This window comes from Candidatus Zixiibacteriota bacterium (assembly GCA_019038695.1).
Taxonomy (GTDB): domain Bacteria; phylum Zixibacteria; class MSB-5A5; order GN15; family FEB-12; genus B120-G9.
In genome coordinates this window covers 15,769-33,656 of sequence record JAHOYZ010000015.1, presented here as the reverse complement: position 1 = coordinate 33,656, position 17,888 = coordinate 15,769, and the positions used below count along the sequence as shown (strand labels likewise).

Genomic DNA, 17,888 nt, shown 5'->3' with positions numbered 1-17,888 from the left:
GTAAGTGACATCTACTCAACAGACGACTGTAAGTGAGCTGGTGTTAAATTACCGGCAAGCACTCAACGCGTTGATTCCATCGTTACAGGCGGCGCGGATTCTGGATGAAGATCTGATCGGATACGATGACTGGTCCCGTGTTTGTGATACGCTATACAGTCTGCTCGTGGTGGAGCCGATACGTTCGTCGCTTGATCCATCACAACAGGCAGATTTTGATCTCCCCTGCTATGACACCGAATACGAATCCTACGAGCATTTTGGACTCATTCTGGCATCTTCAGAAGGAGAAACGATCAGCACCAATGCTCCCAACAGTATACCGTTGTTACATCGCTTCACACCATCAAATGAGAGTCCCCGTATCTTTGATTTGGTGGAGACGATCCGAGTTGATGACAACTTCCGGCTAATAGAGGATTCTTTTGAATCTCACGCTTCGCCCTTTTTTATCTGCGCTGTTCCTAACAAGGATCGCTGGCGGGTGCTGGATGAAATCACGGTGAAGCTGGATTGATAAGTTTTCACGGCAGACGAGGATGTCTGCCGTGTACGTAGTCCAACATAATTGGTCGAACTCACTCGGAACACTGGCCTACAAACTGCGCGACGATGTCGCTGCGAAAGCAGGGATCCAGATAATTGTCGAAACTGAAGACAGTTTAGACCTACTCAGACTCGTAGGTAATAGTTACTCGCCAACCTAACAAAAAACAGGCGATGCCTGCTACTCCGAATCCGTTTTCCCTTTGAAATACCAGTGCCAGGATTCAGCGCGAAAACTCGAAGTTGAGTCGGGGGGATAGGTTTCGACAAAGCCAAATCGACCAGCATGGTCTTTCATCCAGACATAGATGTTGGTCTTTAGAAACAGGACCTCGCTGGGGACCAGATCAACAGCGCGACCCGTCTCGTGTTGGGAGTACCCCGGCGGAGCGACAAAGCGTGCCACGCGCTCAAAGCTCTCCCCCTCGGCCATCCGGCGTTTGATAATCCGTTTCTGAAACGATGCTGACCGATAACCCGAATCGACAATGATTTCAACGGAGTCTTTTCTTGCCGCGTGAGCCAGTTCTACCAGAGCATCCCGCGTCGCACGATCAAGGTAAATGCGATAATCCGCATAACAGAATTCATCGGGCAGTCGTACCAATGTAGTGGGGTCTGCGATAAGGATCGAGTCCAGGCTCTGTCCGCACCATTGTTCTGGGACGGCGTACTCCACCGAGTCGATGATAACCGTTTCATCGCAAGATGCGGTGAGCATTAGCAATCCGAACAGGGCAGAGATCATGGTCATAGTTCCTTTGTTCATCCTTCGACTCCGCTCAGGATGACATTCAACAATGGCAGTCTCGTAGGGCGGAACCCCTTAGTGGTTCCGCCATCAGTGCAGGTCGAAACTGTCTTCAGTCACCCTGAGCGGAGTCGAAGGGTGGTACTAATAATCTTGGCAGGAGCACAGGGCTCCTGCCCTACCAAGAACAGGCTACGCCTGCTGTTTTCAATTTCGACTTTTCCCATCGTGAACGCCAGCTTCAAACAGGCATCGCCTGTTTTCTTGCCGAAACGTATTCACCTTCTCTCGATCCCACTAGTTTCTACATTTTGCGGCTCCGTAGCCGGTCTAATAAAAGGGGCGATGCTCCATCATTCCTCAAATGGATGATCGCGGGCGAAGTCGGGTCGGTAATGATCCGCACTGTCCATCTGCTGAACCCATCCGCGATGAAACCCAAGGCTATCAAACTCATCCAATACTTCGTCATATTCTTCGGGTTTGAGTCTGCGACACAATTCCGGGTGAGCCACTACCGCCGGAGTCGGGTAGTATTGCGACATCAGCGAGATATGAATATCCGGCGAGAGATTCTCCGCTATTTGCCGCAGTACCGCTTTACTATTGTCGATATATCCCGGCAGCACGAGGTGGCGGATTATCAAACCTGATGTTATCAGGTCGTTCTCGTCCAATTCAATGTCAGCCCCTTTCTGGCGAAACATCTCGGCGACAGCAGCAGCGGCAGTTTCGGGATAATGCGGCGTGTCCGACAGGCGCCGTCCCAGTTTTTCATCCATGTACTTGAAATCAGGTAGATAGACATCAATCACGCCGTCAAGTTCTCGGATCACCTCCACCCGGTCGTAACCATTAGTGTTGTAGACGAGTACTGGTTGTCGACCGCGCTGGTGGAGCAGATTGATGATCTGTAGCATTTGAGGGTAATAATGCGAAGGAGAGACAAAGCCGACCGACCTACATCCCTGGTCAAGCTGAGATTCAATTCGATCTACCAACAGACTAAACTCGACTTGTGACCTTGTCGTCGATTTTGTGTTACGGCTGATGTCGTAATTCTGGCAATACACGCACTGCATATTGCAATGCGTGAAGAAGATATTGCAGATACCTTGACGACCGGATATTACCGGCTCTTCGCCCCGATGGGCGCAGATCGAACCGAGTGATACTTCGACTCCGGATTTGCAGTAGCCAAGTATATTTGTCGAACGATCGGCTTTACAGTTGCGGGGACAACAAACACATTCGCGAAGGACCGAGGGCTCGCTATACGGTGTATTCTCCCGACTCACAGCGGCGCGCCTTAGATTTCCGGAGCGTCCATGCCGAACTCATGCCAATCTTCTTTGGCAGGGCCGTAGATTGATGGCACCTTGATCCCGGCTTGACGCATGAGAATGGTTATCTGCCCACGATGATGAATTTGATGCTGCACCAGAGCGTTGAGCGTAACTCTGCGAGGCCACGTCTCACCGTACATTTCATCTTCGATCATAAGCGTTTCGTCGTTCCATTCCTTTTCGATCTTCTCCAATAGCGCCACCGAGACTGCTTTGTAAGCGTCACTGATCGCGGTTGAGGAGGTAGGAACCGGCGAATCCGGCTTGAGCAACTCATCCAGTTTCAGACCGGTATAACCCATCATCTCCGGAATGGTTGTGACTGTATGCCAGGCGATGCGCCCCAGATTACGGTGGCCATCGGAGACTTTCTGTGATAGGGACTCATCGGTCAGAACCGCGAGCGTTTTGGCTGTGGATGAAGCTTCTGTCTTCCACTCCGCAATGAATTCTGCAATTGTCGAGTACATGATCTACCTCAAAGTATGTTACGTTACTCTATTTCCAATCAAAGCACCCCGAGAATCTAAATCAACCTCCGGCTGTTGGGGTCATTGTCCAGGATGATCTCTATCTGCTCTATCGTATCAGGCGTCAATTCAACATCAGAGGCACCAAGATTTTCCTGCAATTGTTCGGGGTTAGTGGCGCCGGTAATTGCACAACTGATTTCCTCCCGTCGCAGAACCCAGGCCAGGGCGAGTTGGGCTGTGCTAATGTCGAGCTCGACAGCTAGTTGCGAGAGCTTCCTCACGGTGGCAAAGTTCTCCTCGGTGAGGTCGGGCTTGAGCCAAATGCTACTGCCGCCACGACTACTCTTGGGAATACCATCGTTGTACTTGCCGGTCAAAAGCCCCTGCCCGAGCGGCGACCAGACTGTCAATCCCATCCCGTGACGGGCACAAAGGGGCATAATTTCAGTTTCGATATGACGATCCAGCATATGATAGCGAGGTTGCTCCACTATCGGAAGATAGGCACGGTGAGCACGAGCTTCGCTGACGGCTTCTTCTATCTGAGCTGCTTCAAAGACCGAAGTTCCCCAGTAGAGGATTTTCCCCTGATGTACAAGGTCATCCATAGCCCGTACCGTTTCGGTCACCTCGGTTTGGTCATCGAAACGATGGCAGAAATATATGTCGAGATAGTCGGTGTTGAGTCGTTTCAGTGTAGCCTCGACCGACTCCATAATATGCTTGCGACTGAGACCGCGATCATTGATGTTTTCCGACATCGGCCAAAAAAGCTTGCTGGAGATAACCAGATCCGAGCGTTGGAAGTCTTTGATGACGTGGCCGACAATTGTTTCGGCGGCTCCTTTGGAGTAGATATCAGCAAGGTCAATATAATTGACTCCGGCCTCGATAGCGGCACGAATGATAGGCCCGGCGGTCTGTTCTGCTACTGTGCCACCATATGTGAGCCACCCCCCCAGCGCGATCTCCGATATCTTCAAGCCACTGCGACCCACTCGGCGGTACTTCATTGACATTCCCTATCCATAGTTTTCAAACCGCACTCAAGGTACAACAACCGATCCCCAAAATCAACACGCATGGCGTGTCTATTCAAGTATTGTAGATTGGATTACTTGCCAACCTGATAATCTTGTATGGCAGAACCCTTCAATCGACGGTAAATGATTCAGAAATACCCACAGTGTGGGGTCCGTTTGTAGAAGCAAATGAGTGTAGATATTTGAAAGAGACCTGAATATTGAGGTGAAATAATGTTACAGAAACAACCACAAGGTGGGTGGTCTTGTGTTTGGCGACGGATTCACTATATTACCGACTGGAGCAGAAGCAGGTGGTAGACCTGCCCTACAGGACTGGCGTCATGGAGATAAGGTGTTGGATAACAGAACTACAGAAACAATGACCGACAGTACCGGGTCCGATTCCCAGTTGCAAGAGGACCAGACAGGATCGGATAGCATACCTCGGGGCGATGTCCCACGGGATGATGTCCCTCGGGGCGATGTCCCTCGGATGTTTGACCGGATTGCTCCGCGCTACGATCTGCTAAATCGATTACTGTCGGGCCGTCGTGATGTTGTCTGGAGACGGCGACTCGCCGCCGTTCTTCCGACTAAGCCTAATCTCGACATCCTGGATTTGGCCACCGGAACCGGCGACGTCATCCTGACTATTCTTAATAGAAGAGACAATATCTCCCACGTGGTAGGTCTTGATCCGGCCGGAGAGATGCTCTCACTGGCGCAGAAGAAAATCTGCGATGCTGGTCAGGACAACCGGACTTCGCTGGTTCGAGGTGATGCGTTGTTTCTGCCGTTTCCTGATGGTTGTTTTGACGCTGTCACGATTGCATTCGGTATTCGTAATGTACCTGATGTTCCCAAGGCACTCAGCGAAATGCAGCGTGTATTGAAGCCCGGCGGCAAGGCAGTCATTTTGGAGTTTTCACTCCCGCCCAATTGGTTGGTCAGGAATATCTACCTGGTTTACTTCCGACACATCCTGCCTCGCCTGGGGGGGATTATATCCGGCGATGCCGGTGCCTATCGGTATCTTGATGCTACTGTAGAGACTTTCCCTTTCGGCGAAGAGTTCCGTTTATTGATGCGTACAGCTGGGTTTAATCAGACCGTGGCGATGCCGCTGACTTTTGGCGTGGCGACATTGTATACCGGTATGAGGGATAATTGAGGCGGTATGACCAGTATATCTCAACAGACAATATCCAGCGACATGACTGCGGCCTACGGTGAGATGGCGGAGCAACTCCGGGCAATGTTGGTATCGCAACCTCGTCGTGCAGAATCAGATGCTATTCGGTTGACCGTAAGAGTAAACGATATTAATCCGCTCCAGTGGCTGAAGGCTCAGGCTGTTTGTCCGCGTATGTATTGGTCGGATCGACTCGGTATGGCTGAGATTGCCGGTTGTGGAATCGCCCATCGATTGGATGGAAGATTACCGAAACGTTCCGATCTCCTTATAGTGGGTAGCTCTGATATGCGCTACTATGGCGGTATGCGTTTCGACGGTCAGGCTACTCGCGGGGCAAGGTGGTCGGATTTCGGAGCAGCCTCATTCGTGATCCCGCGCTTTGAATTGGTTAGATGCCATGGCGAGACAGACTTTGTCTGCAATCTGGTTGGGATGGAAAGCTCAGTTGACCTGGATGGTATTATCCGCCAACTTGAGAAGCTGACAACTACTATTGATCAGGATATCTCTTCAATGCCTCACTTGCTTGAGCGTCTGGACGCTCCTGCTCAGACTGAATGGGAAACGAGAATCAGCCAGGTGCTCGATGATCTGCACGGAGGGGTCTTACGGAAGATAGTCCTGGCTCGCCGGATAGAACTTCAGTTCGACCGTGAGATTGATCCTCTGTCAATGCTACAGCGTCTTGATACTCCTGGGTGCTATCGTTTCTTTTGGGAAAGTTCACCGGGTATGGCGTTTGTCTCAATTTCTCCGGAACGGCTTTATCGACGCGATGGACGCCATATCGAATGCGAGGCGTTGGCGGGAACCCGACCCCGCGGTAAGACGGTGGCAGAAGACAACCGGCTGGGCCGGGAATTGTTGGGCAGCGACAAAGATGGACGTGAGCACTCGTTTGTGACCGAGGCTATCCGTGAAGCGCTCTCCATGATTTGCGATAAAGTGCGAGGCGGTAATGACATCACTATCATGAAACTGCCTCGACTTCAACATTTATTGGCGAGTTTCAAAGGCAAGCTTCGGGACGGAGTAAGCAACCGCGAGATACTGGATTTTCTACACCCGACTCCTGCGGTAGCAGGTTATCCGATTGATCAGGCCTGTGATCGTCTTACCACTCTGGAATCATTCGACCGGGGCTGGTACTCGGGTCCGGTCGGTTGGTTGGGTAGTGGTGACCGGGCCGAATTTGCCGTGGCTATCCGTTCCGCTCTGGCGCAAGGGAAGCGGTTGACTCTCTACGCCGGGGCCGGGATTGTCGAAGGTTCCGATCCGAAACAGGAATGGGATGAGAGCGAAAACAAAATGAGCCAGTTCCTAGCCCTTTTCTCATGATATGAATGAAAATTACACCAATATAAACTCCGTGTGGGCTGCGCTTTTGGTGGAAGAGTTAGTGCGCTGTGGAGTGAGCTGTTTTTTCATCTCGCCGGGATCAAGAAATACGCCTTTGACGGCGGCCGTAGCCCTGAACAAGAGAGCCAGCTCGCTGGTGCATTTCGATGAACGCGGAGCAGCCTATGCGGCTCTTGGCTACAGCAAAGCAACCGGAGAGCCGGCGGCTTTGATATGTACCTCCGGAACAGCAACAGCCAATTACTTCCCGGCCATAATCGATGCCTCGCAAGAACATATTCCTCTGATTGTATTGACAGCCGATCGACCGCCGGAGTTACGCCACACGAATGCCAACCAGACTATCCAACAAGTTGGTTTGTTTGGGATTTATGTACGGTGGTTCTGCGATATGCCATGCCCCAATGATGTCATGGAACCGACATATCCTCTCGCAACGGTGGACCAGGCGGTGTGTCGAGCCAAAGGATCGCCGGTCGGACCGGTACATATCAATTGTATGTTCCGTGAGCCACTGGCTCCGATAGGGGATGATCAGGATTTTACAGAATATCTCGCACCCTTGTCAGATTGGTTGCAATCCGACCAGCCCCACACGCGCTGCCGGATATTGAAGCCGGAACCAATCGCGGCTGATCTCGAACCAATAGCGAAATGGATAAACAAAATAGAGCGCGGTGTTATTATTGTCGGGTCACTTCGGGATGAAGCCGACCGACGAGCAGCATTTACCCTTTCGCGACAACTTGGCTGGCCATTACTGCCCGACATAACTTCAGCTGGTAGTGCCAACGACGATTTCAATGGTTTGGTTGTTTCCTATTACGACATGATACTCGCCAGCCAATCGTGGACCAATCAGCATCAGCCAAAGGCTGTGATTCATCTGGGGGGAAGAACAATTTCAAAGCGCCTCGCCCAATGGCTGAAAGCGTCTCGTCCTCAACATTACCTGACCGTGACGGATCATCCTTTCCGTCAGGACGCAGATCGTCTGACGACGAACCATTTCGACTGTGGTGTGGTCGCTTTTTCCCAAGCCATCGGACCTTGTCTTAAAAACAGTGGCGCTGCCACTCGTGGTGATGCCACTCGTGGTGATACAACCGAGTGGGCAACTTCCTTCGTTGAAGCATCATCAAAAGTCGACTATTTGATCGCCGGTCAATTCCATGGCGACGATCTCGCCGAACCGGCTGTAGCCCGTCTGATCTCTAAGCATATCCATCCAGAGGCCTGCCTCTTTCTCGGCAACAGTATGCCGATCCGCGACATGGATTCCTTTGCCGATCCGACCGGCCCCGCCGTCGCAGTTGGTTGCAATCGTGGCGCGAGCGGAATCGACGGTAGCATAGCCACTGCGGTCGGATTCGGACTGGGAATGAACAAGCCGGTTACGTTGCTGTTGGGCGACCTTGCTTTGCTGCACGACATGAACTCCCTGGCTTTGTTGCGGCAACTCGAACATTCTATGACGGTCATCGTTATCAATAACAACGGCGGCGGGATTTTCTCTTTTCTACCAATCGCCGAGCGCAATGACATATTCGAGTCGTTCTGGGGCACACCGCACAACATGGATTTCAAGCATGCCGCCCGACAGTTCGATCTCGCCTATAAGTGCCCTTCCACATTACCCGAGTTTGAGGAAATATACAGAGCCTCACAAACGAAAGGCGCTTCGGTCCTAATAGAAATTCGAACCGACCGCGAAGCCAACGCCCGATTGCATGAGAAGCTTATCCGCGCAGTCACAGCCGAACTCAACCGAGGTTGAGCCCGTGACCTCTACTTACCGGCTTCATTACACGCAGAAAGGCTCTCCGAGCCTGCCGCCGATTGTGTTTCTGCATGGTTTCACCGGTTGCGGTCACGACTGGAGAGGTGTCGTTGACGGATTGTCAGACAGCTTTCATTGCCTCTTGCCGGATTTACCCGGTCATGGCCAGACGATTGTTGATGGCTCGGATGAGGAATTCCACATGGACCGCGTCGCATGCGGTCTTGTTAGATGGCTCGATGAGTTGTCCATTGAGAAGTGTCATCTGGTAGCATATTCGATGGGTGGTCGGTTGGGTTTGTATTTGGCTATCAACTATTCCGATCGGTTCGACAGGATCGTTTTGGAGTCATCCTCTCCTGGTCTCAAGACCGAGGAAGAACGCGCGGTTCGTCGCGCACATGATGCCCTTATCACTAAGAAGTTGCAAACAATGCCGGTGGAGGAATTCATGCGGGAATGGTATGACCAACCGCTGTTTGATTCGCTCAGGCAATATCCGGACAAACTGGAGGGACTTCTAAAAGATCGTTCTCGGGCAGATATGGCCGGTTGGGCGAAATCATTGGCTATGATGGGCACTGGCCAACAGGCATCCCTGTGGCCACGATTGAATGAAGTAAAGGCCTCCCTGCGGTTGATTGTTGGGGAAAAGGATGCTAAGTTTCAGGAGATAGCGAAAGAGATGGCCGAGGAGATTCTCGGCACGACGGTGGCCGTAGTAGCTGGTGCCGGACACAATGTTCACCTTGAACAACCGGTGGCTTTTGTGGAGCAAGTCAGGCAGTATCTGACGTGAATATCAAGAGGTAAGTATGGGAAATATCAAATGGGTCGAGGCCGGACAATACGAGGATATTCTCTACCACAAGGCGGAGGGAATAGCCAGGATCACGATCAATCGTCCGCAGGTGCGTAATGCCTTCCGGCCGCAAACGGTTCAGGAATTGAGCCAGGCCCTGGCTGATGCCCGGGAGGATCCTGAGATCGGCGTGGTGATCCTGACCGGTCAGGGCGACAAAGCGTTCTGCTCTGGTGGTGACCAGAAGATACGCGGCGATTCAGGTTACACTGACAGCACCGGCGTGAACCGCCTCAATGTGCTCGATTTTCAACGACAGATACGAACCTGCCCCAAGCCGATTGTGGCAATGGTGGCGGGGTATGCCATCGGCGGTGGTCATGTATTGCACCTGATGTGTGATCTGACTATAGCGGCAGACAATGCTATCTTTGGTCAGACAGGGCCCAAAGTGGGTTCCTTCGATGGCGGCTATGGAGCCAGCTATATGGCCCGCATTGTGGGACAGAAGAAAGCTCGTGAAATATGGTTCCTCTGCCGTCAGTATAATGCCGAACAAGCGCAGGAAATGGGGTTGGTGAATACAGTAGTGCCCCTTGCGAAATTGGAAGAAGAGACAGTTACCTGGTGTCGCGAGATTCTGGCCAATTCGCCGGTTGCAATTCGATGTCTCAAGGCGGCCCTGAACGCCGACTGCGATGGTCAGGCCGGACTACAGGAGTTGGCCGGCAACGCCACAATGCTGTTTTACATGACCGAAGAAGGCCAGGAAGGTCGCAACGCTTTTGTCGAAAAACGGAAGCCGGACTTCTCGAAGTTTCCGCGACAGCCGTAGGCGCGATCGTTATCGATATGTGAGTAAGATGTGAAGCGGAGTTATCATTTTGTCCTCCTCTTCGATTAGTACATGGATTATGGCTTCACGGCCAAAAACCCTTCCAGCTGCGGCTGCTCCGGTTGTTATCGGCACGGCTATGGCTGTCGATGTTGGCGGGTTTCATCTCATATCCTGTCTGGCGGCTCTGGTTGGGGCACTGCTGATTCAGATTGGTACCAATTTCGCCAATGACTACTACGATTTCAAAAAGGGAGCCGACGAGGGTGAGCGCCTCGGACCAACCCGCGCCACGCAGGCCGGATTAGTGAATCCGGAGGCGATGCGTCGAGCGATGGTTATTGTCTTTGCTCTGGCAATTCTTGTAGGAGTCTATCTTGTCTGGCGGGGTGGATGGCCGATTGTGGTCATCGGATTATCATCGGTACTGTTCGGCATTTTATATACTGGTGGACCCTACCCCCTCGGGTACAATGGGCTGGGGGAACTGTTTGTTCTGATCTATTTCGGTCCGGTAGCAGTCGGGGGGACATACTATGTCCAAACGCTTGAGATCAACAGTATCGTCCTGATCGCCGGTTTGGCACCGGGACTGTTCTCGGTGGCGATTCTTGCCGTGAATAATCTGCGTGACATTACCAATGATAGACGCGCGGGCAAACGAACGCTGGCAGTAAGGTTCGGCGATACTTTTGCCCGTTATGAATACACGCTGGCTATCGTGGCAGCAGTGCTGCTGCCGATTGGGCTCTGGTTGAGATTGGGCCATAATCCCTACTCAATGATCGCACTGGCGTCTCTGGCAGCGGCCGTTCGACCGATAATGGCAGTCTTCACGTTCACCGATGGGCGGAAGCTAAACGATGTCCTTGCCATAACCGGGATGATGCTCCTTTTATACAGCCTGTTGTTTTCGGTTGGGTGGTTGCTGTGACAATCAAAGATTGCTCAATCTTTAAATATCAATTACCGTTTCGCACGCCTGTGATAATGGGAGGACTAGAACACAAAGTTCGTGAGGGTGCGTTAATACGTCTCACGGGGGAAAAAGAGACGCTTACGTCCTGGGGGGAAGTCGCTCCATTGCCAGGTTTCAGTTATGAGTCTCTTGGCGAGACCAAAGCCCAACTCCTGTCGTTGCGCGCTGTCGTTCAGGACAATCCCCTCCCTAACACAGACGAACTCGTGCAATTAAATGGCGCCTTTGAGGCGTGGTTGGGGAGCTATCAACTCTTTCCATCAGTAAGGTTTGGGATTGAGACCGCAATACTGCGATTGCTGGCGTGTGAGAGGCAAGTTCCCCTGAGGAGTCTGATATCGACGAAGACGACCGACAAGGTTCTGGTGTGTGCGCTGTTGTCGGGAACGAACGAAGAGATTCTTGAGAAGGCTGGAATGATTAGAGCCAGTGGCTTCAAGGCGGTCAAACTTAAAATCGGGCGGCAGGATATTGAAGCCGACGTCGAACTGGTCCACAATGTCAGGAAGCAAATTGGTAAACGGATGGCGCTACGGCTGGATGCCAACCGTGCTTGGAAGGTCGAGCAGGCGACAACTTTCATGGATCGCGTACAAGACTGCAACATCGAATACATCGAAGAACCGGCAGAGGATTTTCTTGGTATTCTCCAGCTGTGTAATCGTGCCAGTAAATCAATTCCAATCGCTCTCGATGAAAGCCTTGGTTCAATCACGACCCTTGATCCTCTTCCGGGCGTTGAGGCGATTGTTCTCAAACCAACTCTTCTGGGTCTTGAGCGTTCGGTGCAGTTGGCGCGAAGAGCAGCGGAATTGGGGATGAAAGCAGTAATGAGTTCGTCGTTTGAATCCGGGATTGGTCTTCATACACTGGTCGAACTTGCGGCAGGATTAAAAGAAGGACCAATGGTTCCTGTTGGGCTGGATACAGCCAACTCGTTGGCTTATGACATTGCCCACATACCACTGAAAATCGTGAGAGGCCGAATTGATCTGACTGACAAGCCAGTTAGTAATCCGCAGCCGCGGCTTGAGTTGCTTGAGGAAGTAAGTGATGCCTGATATTCGATGCCCGCTCGATCAAGCCGCTGCCGAGTTCGGTGATCAGCTCGCTCTCGTCTCCGACAAGGAGAAAATCACTTACAGACAATACAACCAGTTGGTCAATGCGACTACCAGCATGCTTGAACAAAAAGGAATACGACCTTTGGATAGGGTGGCGATACTGGCAGACAACAGTGTCGAGTATGCGGTATTGCTTTGGTCCATTTTCCGCCTTGGAGCAGTTGCCTGCCCGATTAGCCCCCGCTGGCCATCAGAGATGGTTTCATCGTATCTGACTCGGATTGGGTGTTTACACCTGGTAGTTGAGAAATCTTTCGCCCTTCGACTCCACTCAGGACGACAGCCCGCAAGAGAATCTCTAGATATTCAGACCCTTGATGCTATAGTCATGTCTGAGGTCGAACGTGATACTATCTCATCAAATATCACATTGAGTACGGATCAGGATGCGACGATAATCGCTACCTCGGGGACATCTGCCAACCCCAAAGCTGTTCTTCATTCATTTGGCAATCATTACTTCAATGCGCTCGGGTCGAACGAGAACATAGTTCTTGCCCCCGGCGACCGCTGGCTACTGGCCTTACCATTGTATCATGTCGGCGGACTGGCGATTCTGTTTCGGACTGCATTGACTGGAGCAGCAGTTGTGTTTCACTCCTGTGATGACGATCTCGTCACTCTCATAAATAGACACTCCGTGTCGCATTTGTCGGTGGTGGCAACACAGTTGCAGCGCCTAATCAACGACCAATCTCTTTCAAAAGCAATCCAACAGCCAAAGGCTGTTCTGGTTGGCGGCTCGTCGATCCCAGCAGATCTCGTTGCCAGAGCTTACAGGCTCCGCCTGCCTCTGTTCACAACTTACGGTCTGACCGAGATGGCGTCACAAGTAACCACATCGTGGCCGAGAACCTCACTTTCCTCATCGCTCACGTCCGGTGCGGTGCTTCCTCATCGCGAGCTTGCAATTTCTTCCGAGGGTGAAATCCTCGTCAAAGGGGACACATTGTTTCTGGGTTACATCGAGGGCGACAGAATTCGTCTACCTCTTGACGAAAATGGCTGGTTTCATACTGGTGATTTGGGGGTGCTTGATGATGAAGGTAATCTGACCGTAGCTGGACGGCGAGACAATATGTTTGTGTCAGGCGGGGAGAATATCCACCCGGAATCCATTGAAGCGGCGATAGGATCACTGGGCGGGATAGACGAATGCGTTGTAGTAGCATTACCAGACGCAGAATTTGGTTTCCGTCCGGTGGCATTTGTGAGGATGTTGTCCGGCGTAGATATGGATGCGGATGAACTGAGGCTTAGCCTCCGCGACAGTCTGCCGGGATATATGGTACCCGTTGTCTTCTACTCCTGGCCTGACAGCGCCGAAGAGGGAGGTCTTAAACCGGACCGTCAGTACCTGACGAAACTGGCACAGAGATTGTATACTTCGCAGGCGACATAATGTGACAAGCAGTGCACCCTTACCATACCAATCCAGGAGGTCCCAATGTTCCAGGCACGCAATTTCGGATTGATGCTGATGGCTGTCCTCTTTATGTGGCAGCCGGTTGCCGCTGTTCCCGGCGACACGGTGAAATCGTTCTCGACGCCTTTTGATTGCCCTCAGGGGCTTGCTTTTGATGGCAAGTATCTCTGGAATGTAGACAGGAAGAGCGACATGATATACCGGATTGACCCCGGCGACGGGTCGGTTAGTGACTCAATTCCTACTCCCGGTTATGTCCCTCGTGGACTGGCCTGGGACGGCAAGAGGTTATGGTGTGTTGATAACGACGAAGAACTGATCTTTGCCATTGACCCGAAAACCGGGATTGTTGAAAAGACAATCTACTGTCCCGTATCACGTCCAACCGGTTTGGCCTGGGATGGCACCTACTTGTGGATTGCCGCCGACCGTAATGACAGAATAAGCCAGATTAGCATTGAGGACGGGACTACTATCGTATCCATACCGGCACCTACTTCCCATGCCTGCGGGTTGACCTTTGATGGTACCTACTTGTGGGTTTCCGACCGGTACAAGAACATGATCTATATGGTCGCGCCGGATAATGGTGATGTCATCGCATGTTTTGACTCTCCCGGTCCCCATTCCTGGGGACTGGCCTGGGATGGTTCGCATCTGTGGAATGTTGACTACCAGACTGATCTGATCTATAAGCTGGTCGTTGATGATGGGACTGTCTTCACACGCCTGGACCAGAAAACGCAGCAGATTGAGTTCATTCATCAAGTCCGCAACTTCGGCCCGGATTCAGTTCTTACGCTTGATGTGTACCTTGCTATCCCTCAGGATCTGGACAACCAGGAATTGATCGGTGCGGTTGAGTTTAGTCCCCAACCGACCGATGTGCTGGTTGATAAATGGGGACAGAAGGTGGCTCATTTTCATTTCACTGATCTTGCCCCAACCTGTTTTACAACCGTAACCATGTTCGTATCGGCCAAGCTGTATGAAACCCGGTATTTCATTTTCCCGGACAAAGTAGGCAAGCTAAATGACATTCCCAAGCCGATACTGGAAAAATACCTTTCGGACGATACCAAGTTCTCGCTTGAGGATGCGATTGTCCGAGAAGCGGTGAAAAAGGCGGTCGGTGATGAGACAAATCCGTACTGGATAGGACGAAAGATATTCAATTACGTCATTGAACATATCGAGTACGAATTGGCCGGTGGGTGGAATATCGCCCCGGCCATTCTTGACCGAGGTAATGGCTCCTGCTCCGAGTATAGCTTTGTGTATATTGCCATGTGTCGCTCTGCCGGTCTTCCTGCTCGTTATGCTGGTTCTATCACGGTCCGAGGTGATGATGCGTCGTACGATGACGTCTTTCATCGCTGGGTCGAGATCTACCTGCCCGGCTATGGCTGGCTGCCGGTTGATCCTTCGGGAGGAGACTCCAAGTGGCCCTCGGTCAGAGCTGATTCTTTTGGCCATCTTAACAATCGTTTCCTGATTACCACCCTTGGAGGGGGCGGCTCTGAATACCTGGAATGGGGCTACAATGCCAATGAACGATGGACCTCAAAGGGCAGGTGCAAAATAGTGGTGGAGAATTTCGGGGAGTGGACGCCGATTAAGCCACCCACTGAATAATCAGGTACTCGTTGTTACGGCAGACGAGGATGTTTGCGTGCATTGGTAATAGAATTGTGAAAACAGCGGAACCACTGACGGGTTCTGCCTTACGCCACTTATGGCTACTGGAGCTTCCCCAATTCCGCCTTCAGTTTCTCCGGTAGCCGAGTCGGACGTCCTGTCTGTTTGTCAATGGCCACATGGGTAGTCTTAAGCTCTGCTTCACCGCCGGTTTCCGATGATTTGATCCGGTATACCAGTTCAAACGAAGTGTGGCCAATCTTCGAGGCCGACATTGCAACCCGAACAACATCGGCAACGTACACTGGCTTATGGAAATCACACTCGGCGTGAACGATAAGGATCAGGTACGGTAACTCGTTGATAATGCTACGAAAGTCAAACCCGATTGATTGCATATACTGTTCATAGACATCATGGGCGACATGAAAGTAGTTGCCGAAGAACAGCACTCCGGCGGCATCGGTCTGGTGGAGCCGAATACTGATATCTGTTTCGTACATGCGGGCACCTCAGGATTAAACGATTTCCTGTGTACAAACGTTCTCTAATGTCTATATTGACGGCCAAAGTGAAGGAAAAGACAACTGAATTGTTCAAGCATCATGGGAGTATTCATGAATTGCTCAAAATGTAAACCGATCCTGGGTATGTTGCTGCTGGCTCTGACACTGTCAGTATCGGCGGTGTTTGCGGAGACCGACGCCGTTCCGCAACGATCAGACATCGAGGATCAGTACAAGTGGAAACTGGAAGACATTTACGCCACCGACGAGGCCTGGGAGACGGATTTCGCATATCTCGATTCCAACATCGCCCGACTCGAATCATTTAAAAGTCACCTTGGCGATTCGCCGGACAATCTACTTTCGATGTTTCAACTGCGCGATAGTCTGGAGTCGATTGAAAACAAATTGTGGGTCTATGCTTACATGAAATTGGATGAAGACAATCGGGCTAGCGAGTATCAGGAAATGACCGGGCGTATTTCGGGGTTGTGGTCTCGAATGAAAGGGCATATATCGTATATCAGCCCCGAATTGCTGACGATCAGCGAAGATCTCATTCAATCGTGGCTGGCCAGCAATCCCGAAATGGATATTTATCGTCACTACCTTGATGATGAGCGTCGCCTGAAGGAGTACGTTCTGTCTGATAAAGAAGAAGCCATACTGGCGTTGGCCGGACCTGTGACAGATGCTCCAGAACATATTTTCTCCATGACCAATGATGCCGACATCACCTATGGCACTGTTATCGACGATGACGGTAACGAAGTAGAATTGACCAAGCAGCGCTATTACCGTATCTTGGAGACCGGTAGTCGTCGTCTGCGCCGTGAAGCCAACCAGACTTACAATCAAGCCTACATGAAGTATATCAATACTTTGGCGGCAACTCTATCCGCTTCTGTCAAAAAGGATAACTTCTACCGCCAGGCACGCGGCTATAACAGTTGTTTGGAAATGTCGCTCAAAAAAGATAATGTTCCCGAGCCGGTATTCCACAGCCTGATTGAGGCCGTAAACAACAATCTTGCCCCGCTCCACAAACTGACTGCTTTGCGCAAGAAGATGCTCGGCTACGACACACTGTACACTTATGACCTGTCCGTTCCGCTGGTGGGCGATTCCAAACGCGAGTACCCCTGGGAAGAGGCCAAGGAGATTGTTCTCAAGGGTTTGAAGCCTCTTGGTAAGGGCTACATGGCGGAATTTGAGAAAGGTCTGAACTCCGGCTGGATTGACGTCTTTGAGACTCAGGGCAAAGGCTCCGGTGCTTATCAGTGGGGTAGCTACGACACTCATCCCTTCGTTCTGCTTAATCACAACAACACGCTGGACGGTGTTTTCACGCTGGCTCATGAAATGGGTCACGCCATGCACGCTTTCTATACCAACAAGAACGAACCGTTTGTGTACAGCAACAACCCAATATTCCTGGCCGAGGTAGCCTCAACCTGTAACGAAGCGGTGTTGATGAAGTACATTTTGGAAACCGTCACCGACAAAGAGGAGAAACTGGCCCTGATCAACTATTATATTGAGCAGATCATGGGGACATTCTATACCCAGGTTATGTTCTCCGAGTTCGAGATTGCGATACACAAGGTTGTCGAAGAAGGCGGCGCATTATCGGCCGACCAGATGCGCAAGACCTATCGCGGTATATACCAGAAATATTGGGGACCGGACCTCGTAATAGATTCGATCAACGATATGGGTTGTCTGCGGATCGGTCATTTCTATCGTCAGTTCTATGTCTACAAGTATGCCACCAGCTATGCGGCGGCCCAGATGGTGTCGCAACGAATTCTTGAAGATCCGGACTACATGGAGACCTATATGCGTTTCCTTTCGACCGGAACTTCCAATTATCCCGTTGATATTCTACTCGAAGCCGGAGTGGATGTCACTTCAACCGAACCGGTCGACCGGACTATCAAACTGTTTGGTGAACTGGTAGATGAGATGGAGCGACTTCTCATCGAAAATTAGGCGCCCATCGGGCCTTTATATACTTTTTGGCTAACTTGCCGCTTGAACCGGATCGATAGAAATTCCTTTGTCGATCCGGTTTCTTCTATATATTGTGAGGGTAAGGTTCGA

The 17,888-nt window shown here is 51.4% G+C and carries 16 protein-coding genes; 11 read left to right on the top strand and 5 right to left on the bottom strand.

Annotated elements, in window-relative coordinates:
• Nucleotides 1–4 precede the first annotated feature (4 nt).
• The gene (locus KOO62_06460; protein MBU8933632.1) at nucleotides 5–517 is read left to right on the top strand and encodes a hypothetical protein; all 513 of its coding nucleotides are present in this window, start codon (nucleotides 5–7) and stop codon (nucleotides 515–517) included.
• Between the two features lie 210 nt (nucleotides 518–727).
• Here the strand turns inward: KOO62_06460 and KOO62_06455 are convergent, their stop codons facing one another.
• The 4 genes from KOO62_06455 to KOO62_06440 form a co-directional block, all read right to left on the bottom strand.
• Nucleotides 728–1,315 (bottom strand): M15 family metallopeptidase, encoded by a 588-nt coding sequence (locus KOO62_06455; GenBank protein ID MBU8933631.1) that lies wholly within the window; start codon nucleotides 1,313–1,315, stop codon nucleotides 728–730.
• Between the two features lie 335 nt (nucleotides 1,316–1,650).
• Entirely contained in the window at nucleotides 1,651–2,595 is a 945-nt protein-coding gene (locus tag KOO62_06450; GenBank protein ID MBU8933630.1) for a radical SAM protein, read from the bottom strand.
• Between the two features lie 11 nt (nucleotides 2,596–2,606).
• Nucleotides 2,607–3,113, bottom strand: coding sequence for a DinB family protein (locus KOO62_06445; protein ID MBU8933629.1), 507 nt, complete (start codon nucleotides 3,111–3,113; stop codon nucleotides 2,607–2,609).
• A gap of 56 nt (nucleotides 3,114–3,169) precedes the next feature.
• Complete coding sequence (locus tag KOO62_06440) at nucleotides 3,170–4,129, bottom strand: aldo/keto reductase family protein (protein ID MBU8933628.1); 960 nt, start codon at nucleotides 4,127–4,129, stop codon at nucleotides 3,170–3,172.
• A 505-nt stretch (nucleotides 4,130–4,634) separates the two neighbouring features.
• Between KOO62_06440 and ubiE the strand changes: the two genes are divergently transcribed.
• From ubiE to KOO62_06395, 9 genes are all read left to right on the top strand, one after another.
• A complete protein-coding gene (gene ubiE / locus KOO62_06435; GenBank protein ID MBU8933627.1) occupies nucleotides 4,635–5,312 on the top strand; it encodes a bifunctional demethylmenaquinone methyltransferase/2-methoxy-6-polyprenyl-1,4-benzoquinol methylase UbiE in 678 nt (225 codons plus the stop codon).
• A gap of 6 nt (nucleotides 5,313–5,318) precedes the next feature.
• Nucleotides 5,319–6,674: an isochorismate synthase gene (locus tag KOO62_06430; protein MBU8933626.1), complete on the top strand. Its 1,356-nt coding sequence runs from the start codon at nucleotides 5,319–5,321 to the stop codon at nucleotides 6,672–6,674.
• Between the two features lies 1 nt (nucleotide 6,675).
• On the top strand, nucleotides 6,676–8,472 hold the full coding sequence (menD, locus tag KOO62_06425; protein MBU8933625.1) for a 2-succinyl-5-enolpyruvyl-6-hydroxy-3-cyclohexene-1-carboxylic-acid synthase: 1,797 nt from the start codon (nucleotides 6,676–6,678) through the stop codon (nucleotides 8,470–8,472).
• 4 nt (nucleotides 8,473–8,476) lie between these two features.
• Nucleotides 8,477–9,274, top strand: a complete 798-nt coding sequence (menH, locus tag KOO62_06420) for a 2-succinyl-6-hydroxy-2,4-cyclohexadiene-1-carboxylate synthase (GenBank protein MBU8933624.1) — start codon at nucleotides 8,477–8,479, stop codon at nucleotides 9,272–9,274.
• Between the two features lie 16 nt (nucleotides 9,275–9,290).
• Nucleotides 9,291–10,112 (top strand): 1,4-dihydroxy-2-naphthoyl-CoA synthase, encoded by an 822-nt coding sequence (gene menB, locus KOO62_06415; GenBank protein MBU8933623.1) that lies wholly within the window; start codon nucleotides 9,291–9,293, stop codon nucleotides 10,110–10,112.
• 64 nt (nucleotides 10,113–10,176) lie between these two features.
• Nucleotides 10,177–11,046, top strand: a complete 870-nt coding sequence (locus tag KOO62_06410) for a 1,4-dihydroxy-2-naphthoate polyprenyltransferase (protein ID MBU8933622.1) — start codon at nucleotides 10,177–10,179, stop codon at nucleotides 11,044–11,046.
• Between the two features lie 56 nt (nucleotides 11,047–11,102).
• Nucleotides 11,103–12,152: an o-succinylbenzoate synthase gene (gene menC / locus KOO62_06405; GenBank protein ID MBU8933621.1), complete on the top strand. Its 1,050-nt coding sequence runs from the start codon at nucleotides 11,103–11,105 to the stop codon at nucleotides 12,150–12,152.
• Entirely contained in the window at nucleotides 12,145–13,617 is a 1,473-nt protein-coding gene (gene menE / locus KOO62_06400) for an o-succinylbenzoate--CoA ligase (GenBank protein MBU8933620.1), read from the top strand. The genes menC and menE overlap by 8 nt, the downstream gene beginning before the upstream one ends.
• Nucleotides 13,618–13,662: 45 nt before the next feature.
• A complete protein-coding gene (locus tag KOO62_06395; protein MBU8933619.1) occupies nucleotides 13,663–15,276 on the top strand; it encodes a transglutaminase in 1,614 nt (537 codons plus the stop codon).
• A gap of 104 nt (nucleotides 15,277–15,380) precedes the next feature.
• On the opposite strand, the gene KOO62_06390 is transcribed toward KOO62_06395, so the two are convergent.
• Nucleotides 15,381–15,782, bottom strand: a complete 402-nt coding sequence (locus KOO62_06390) for an acyl-CoA thioesterase (protein MBU8933618.1) — start codon at nucleotides 15,780–15,782, stop codon at nucleotides 15,381–15,383.
• Nucleotides 15,783–15,896: 114 nt separating this feature from the next.
• On the opposite strand from KOO62_06390, the gene pepF reads away from it, so the two are divergent.
• Nucleotides 15,897–17,777, top strand: a complete 1,881-nt coding sequence (gene pepF, locus KOO62_06385; GenBank protein MBU8933617.1) for an oligoendopeptidase F — start codon at nucleotides 15,897–15,899, stop codon at nucleotides 17,775–17,777.
• Nucleotides 17,778–17,888 lie beyond the last annotated feature (111 nt).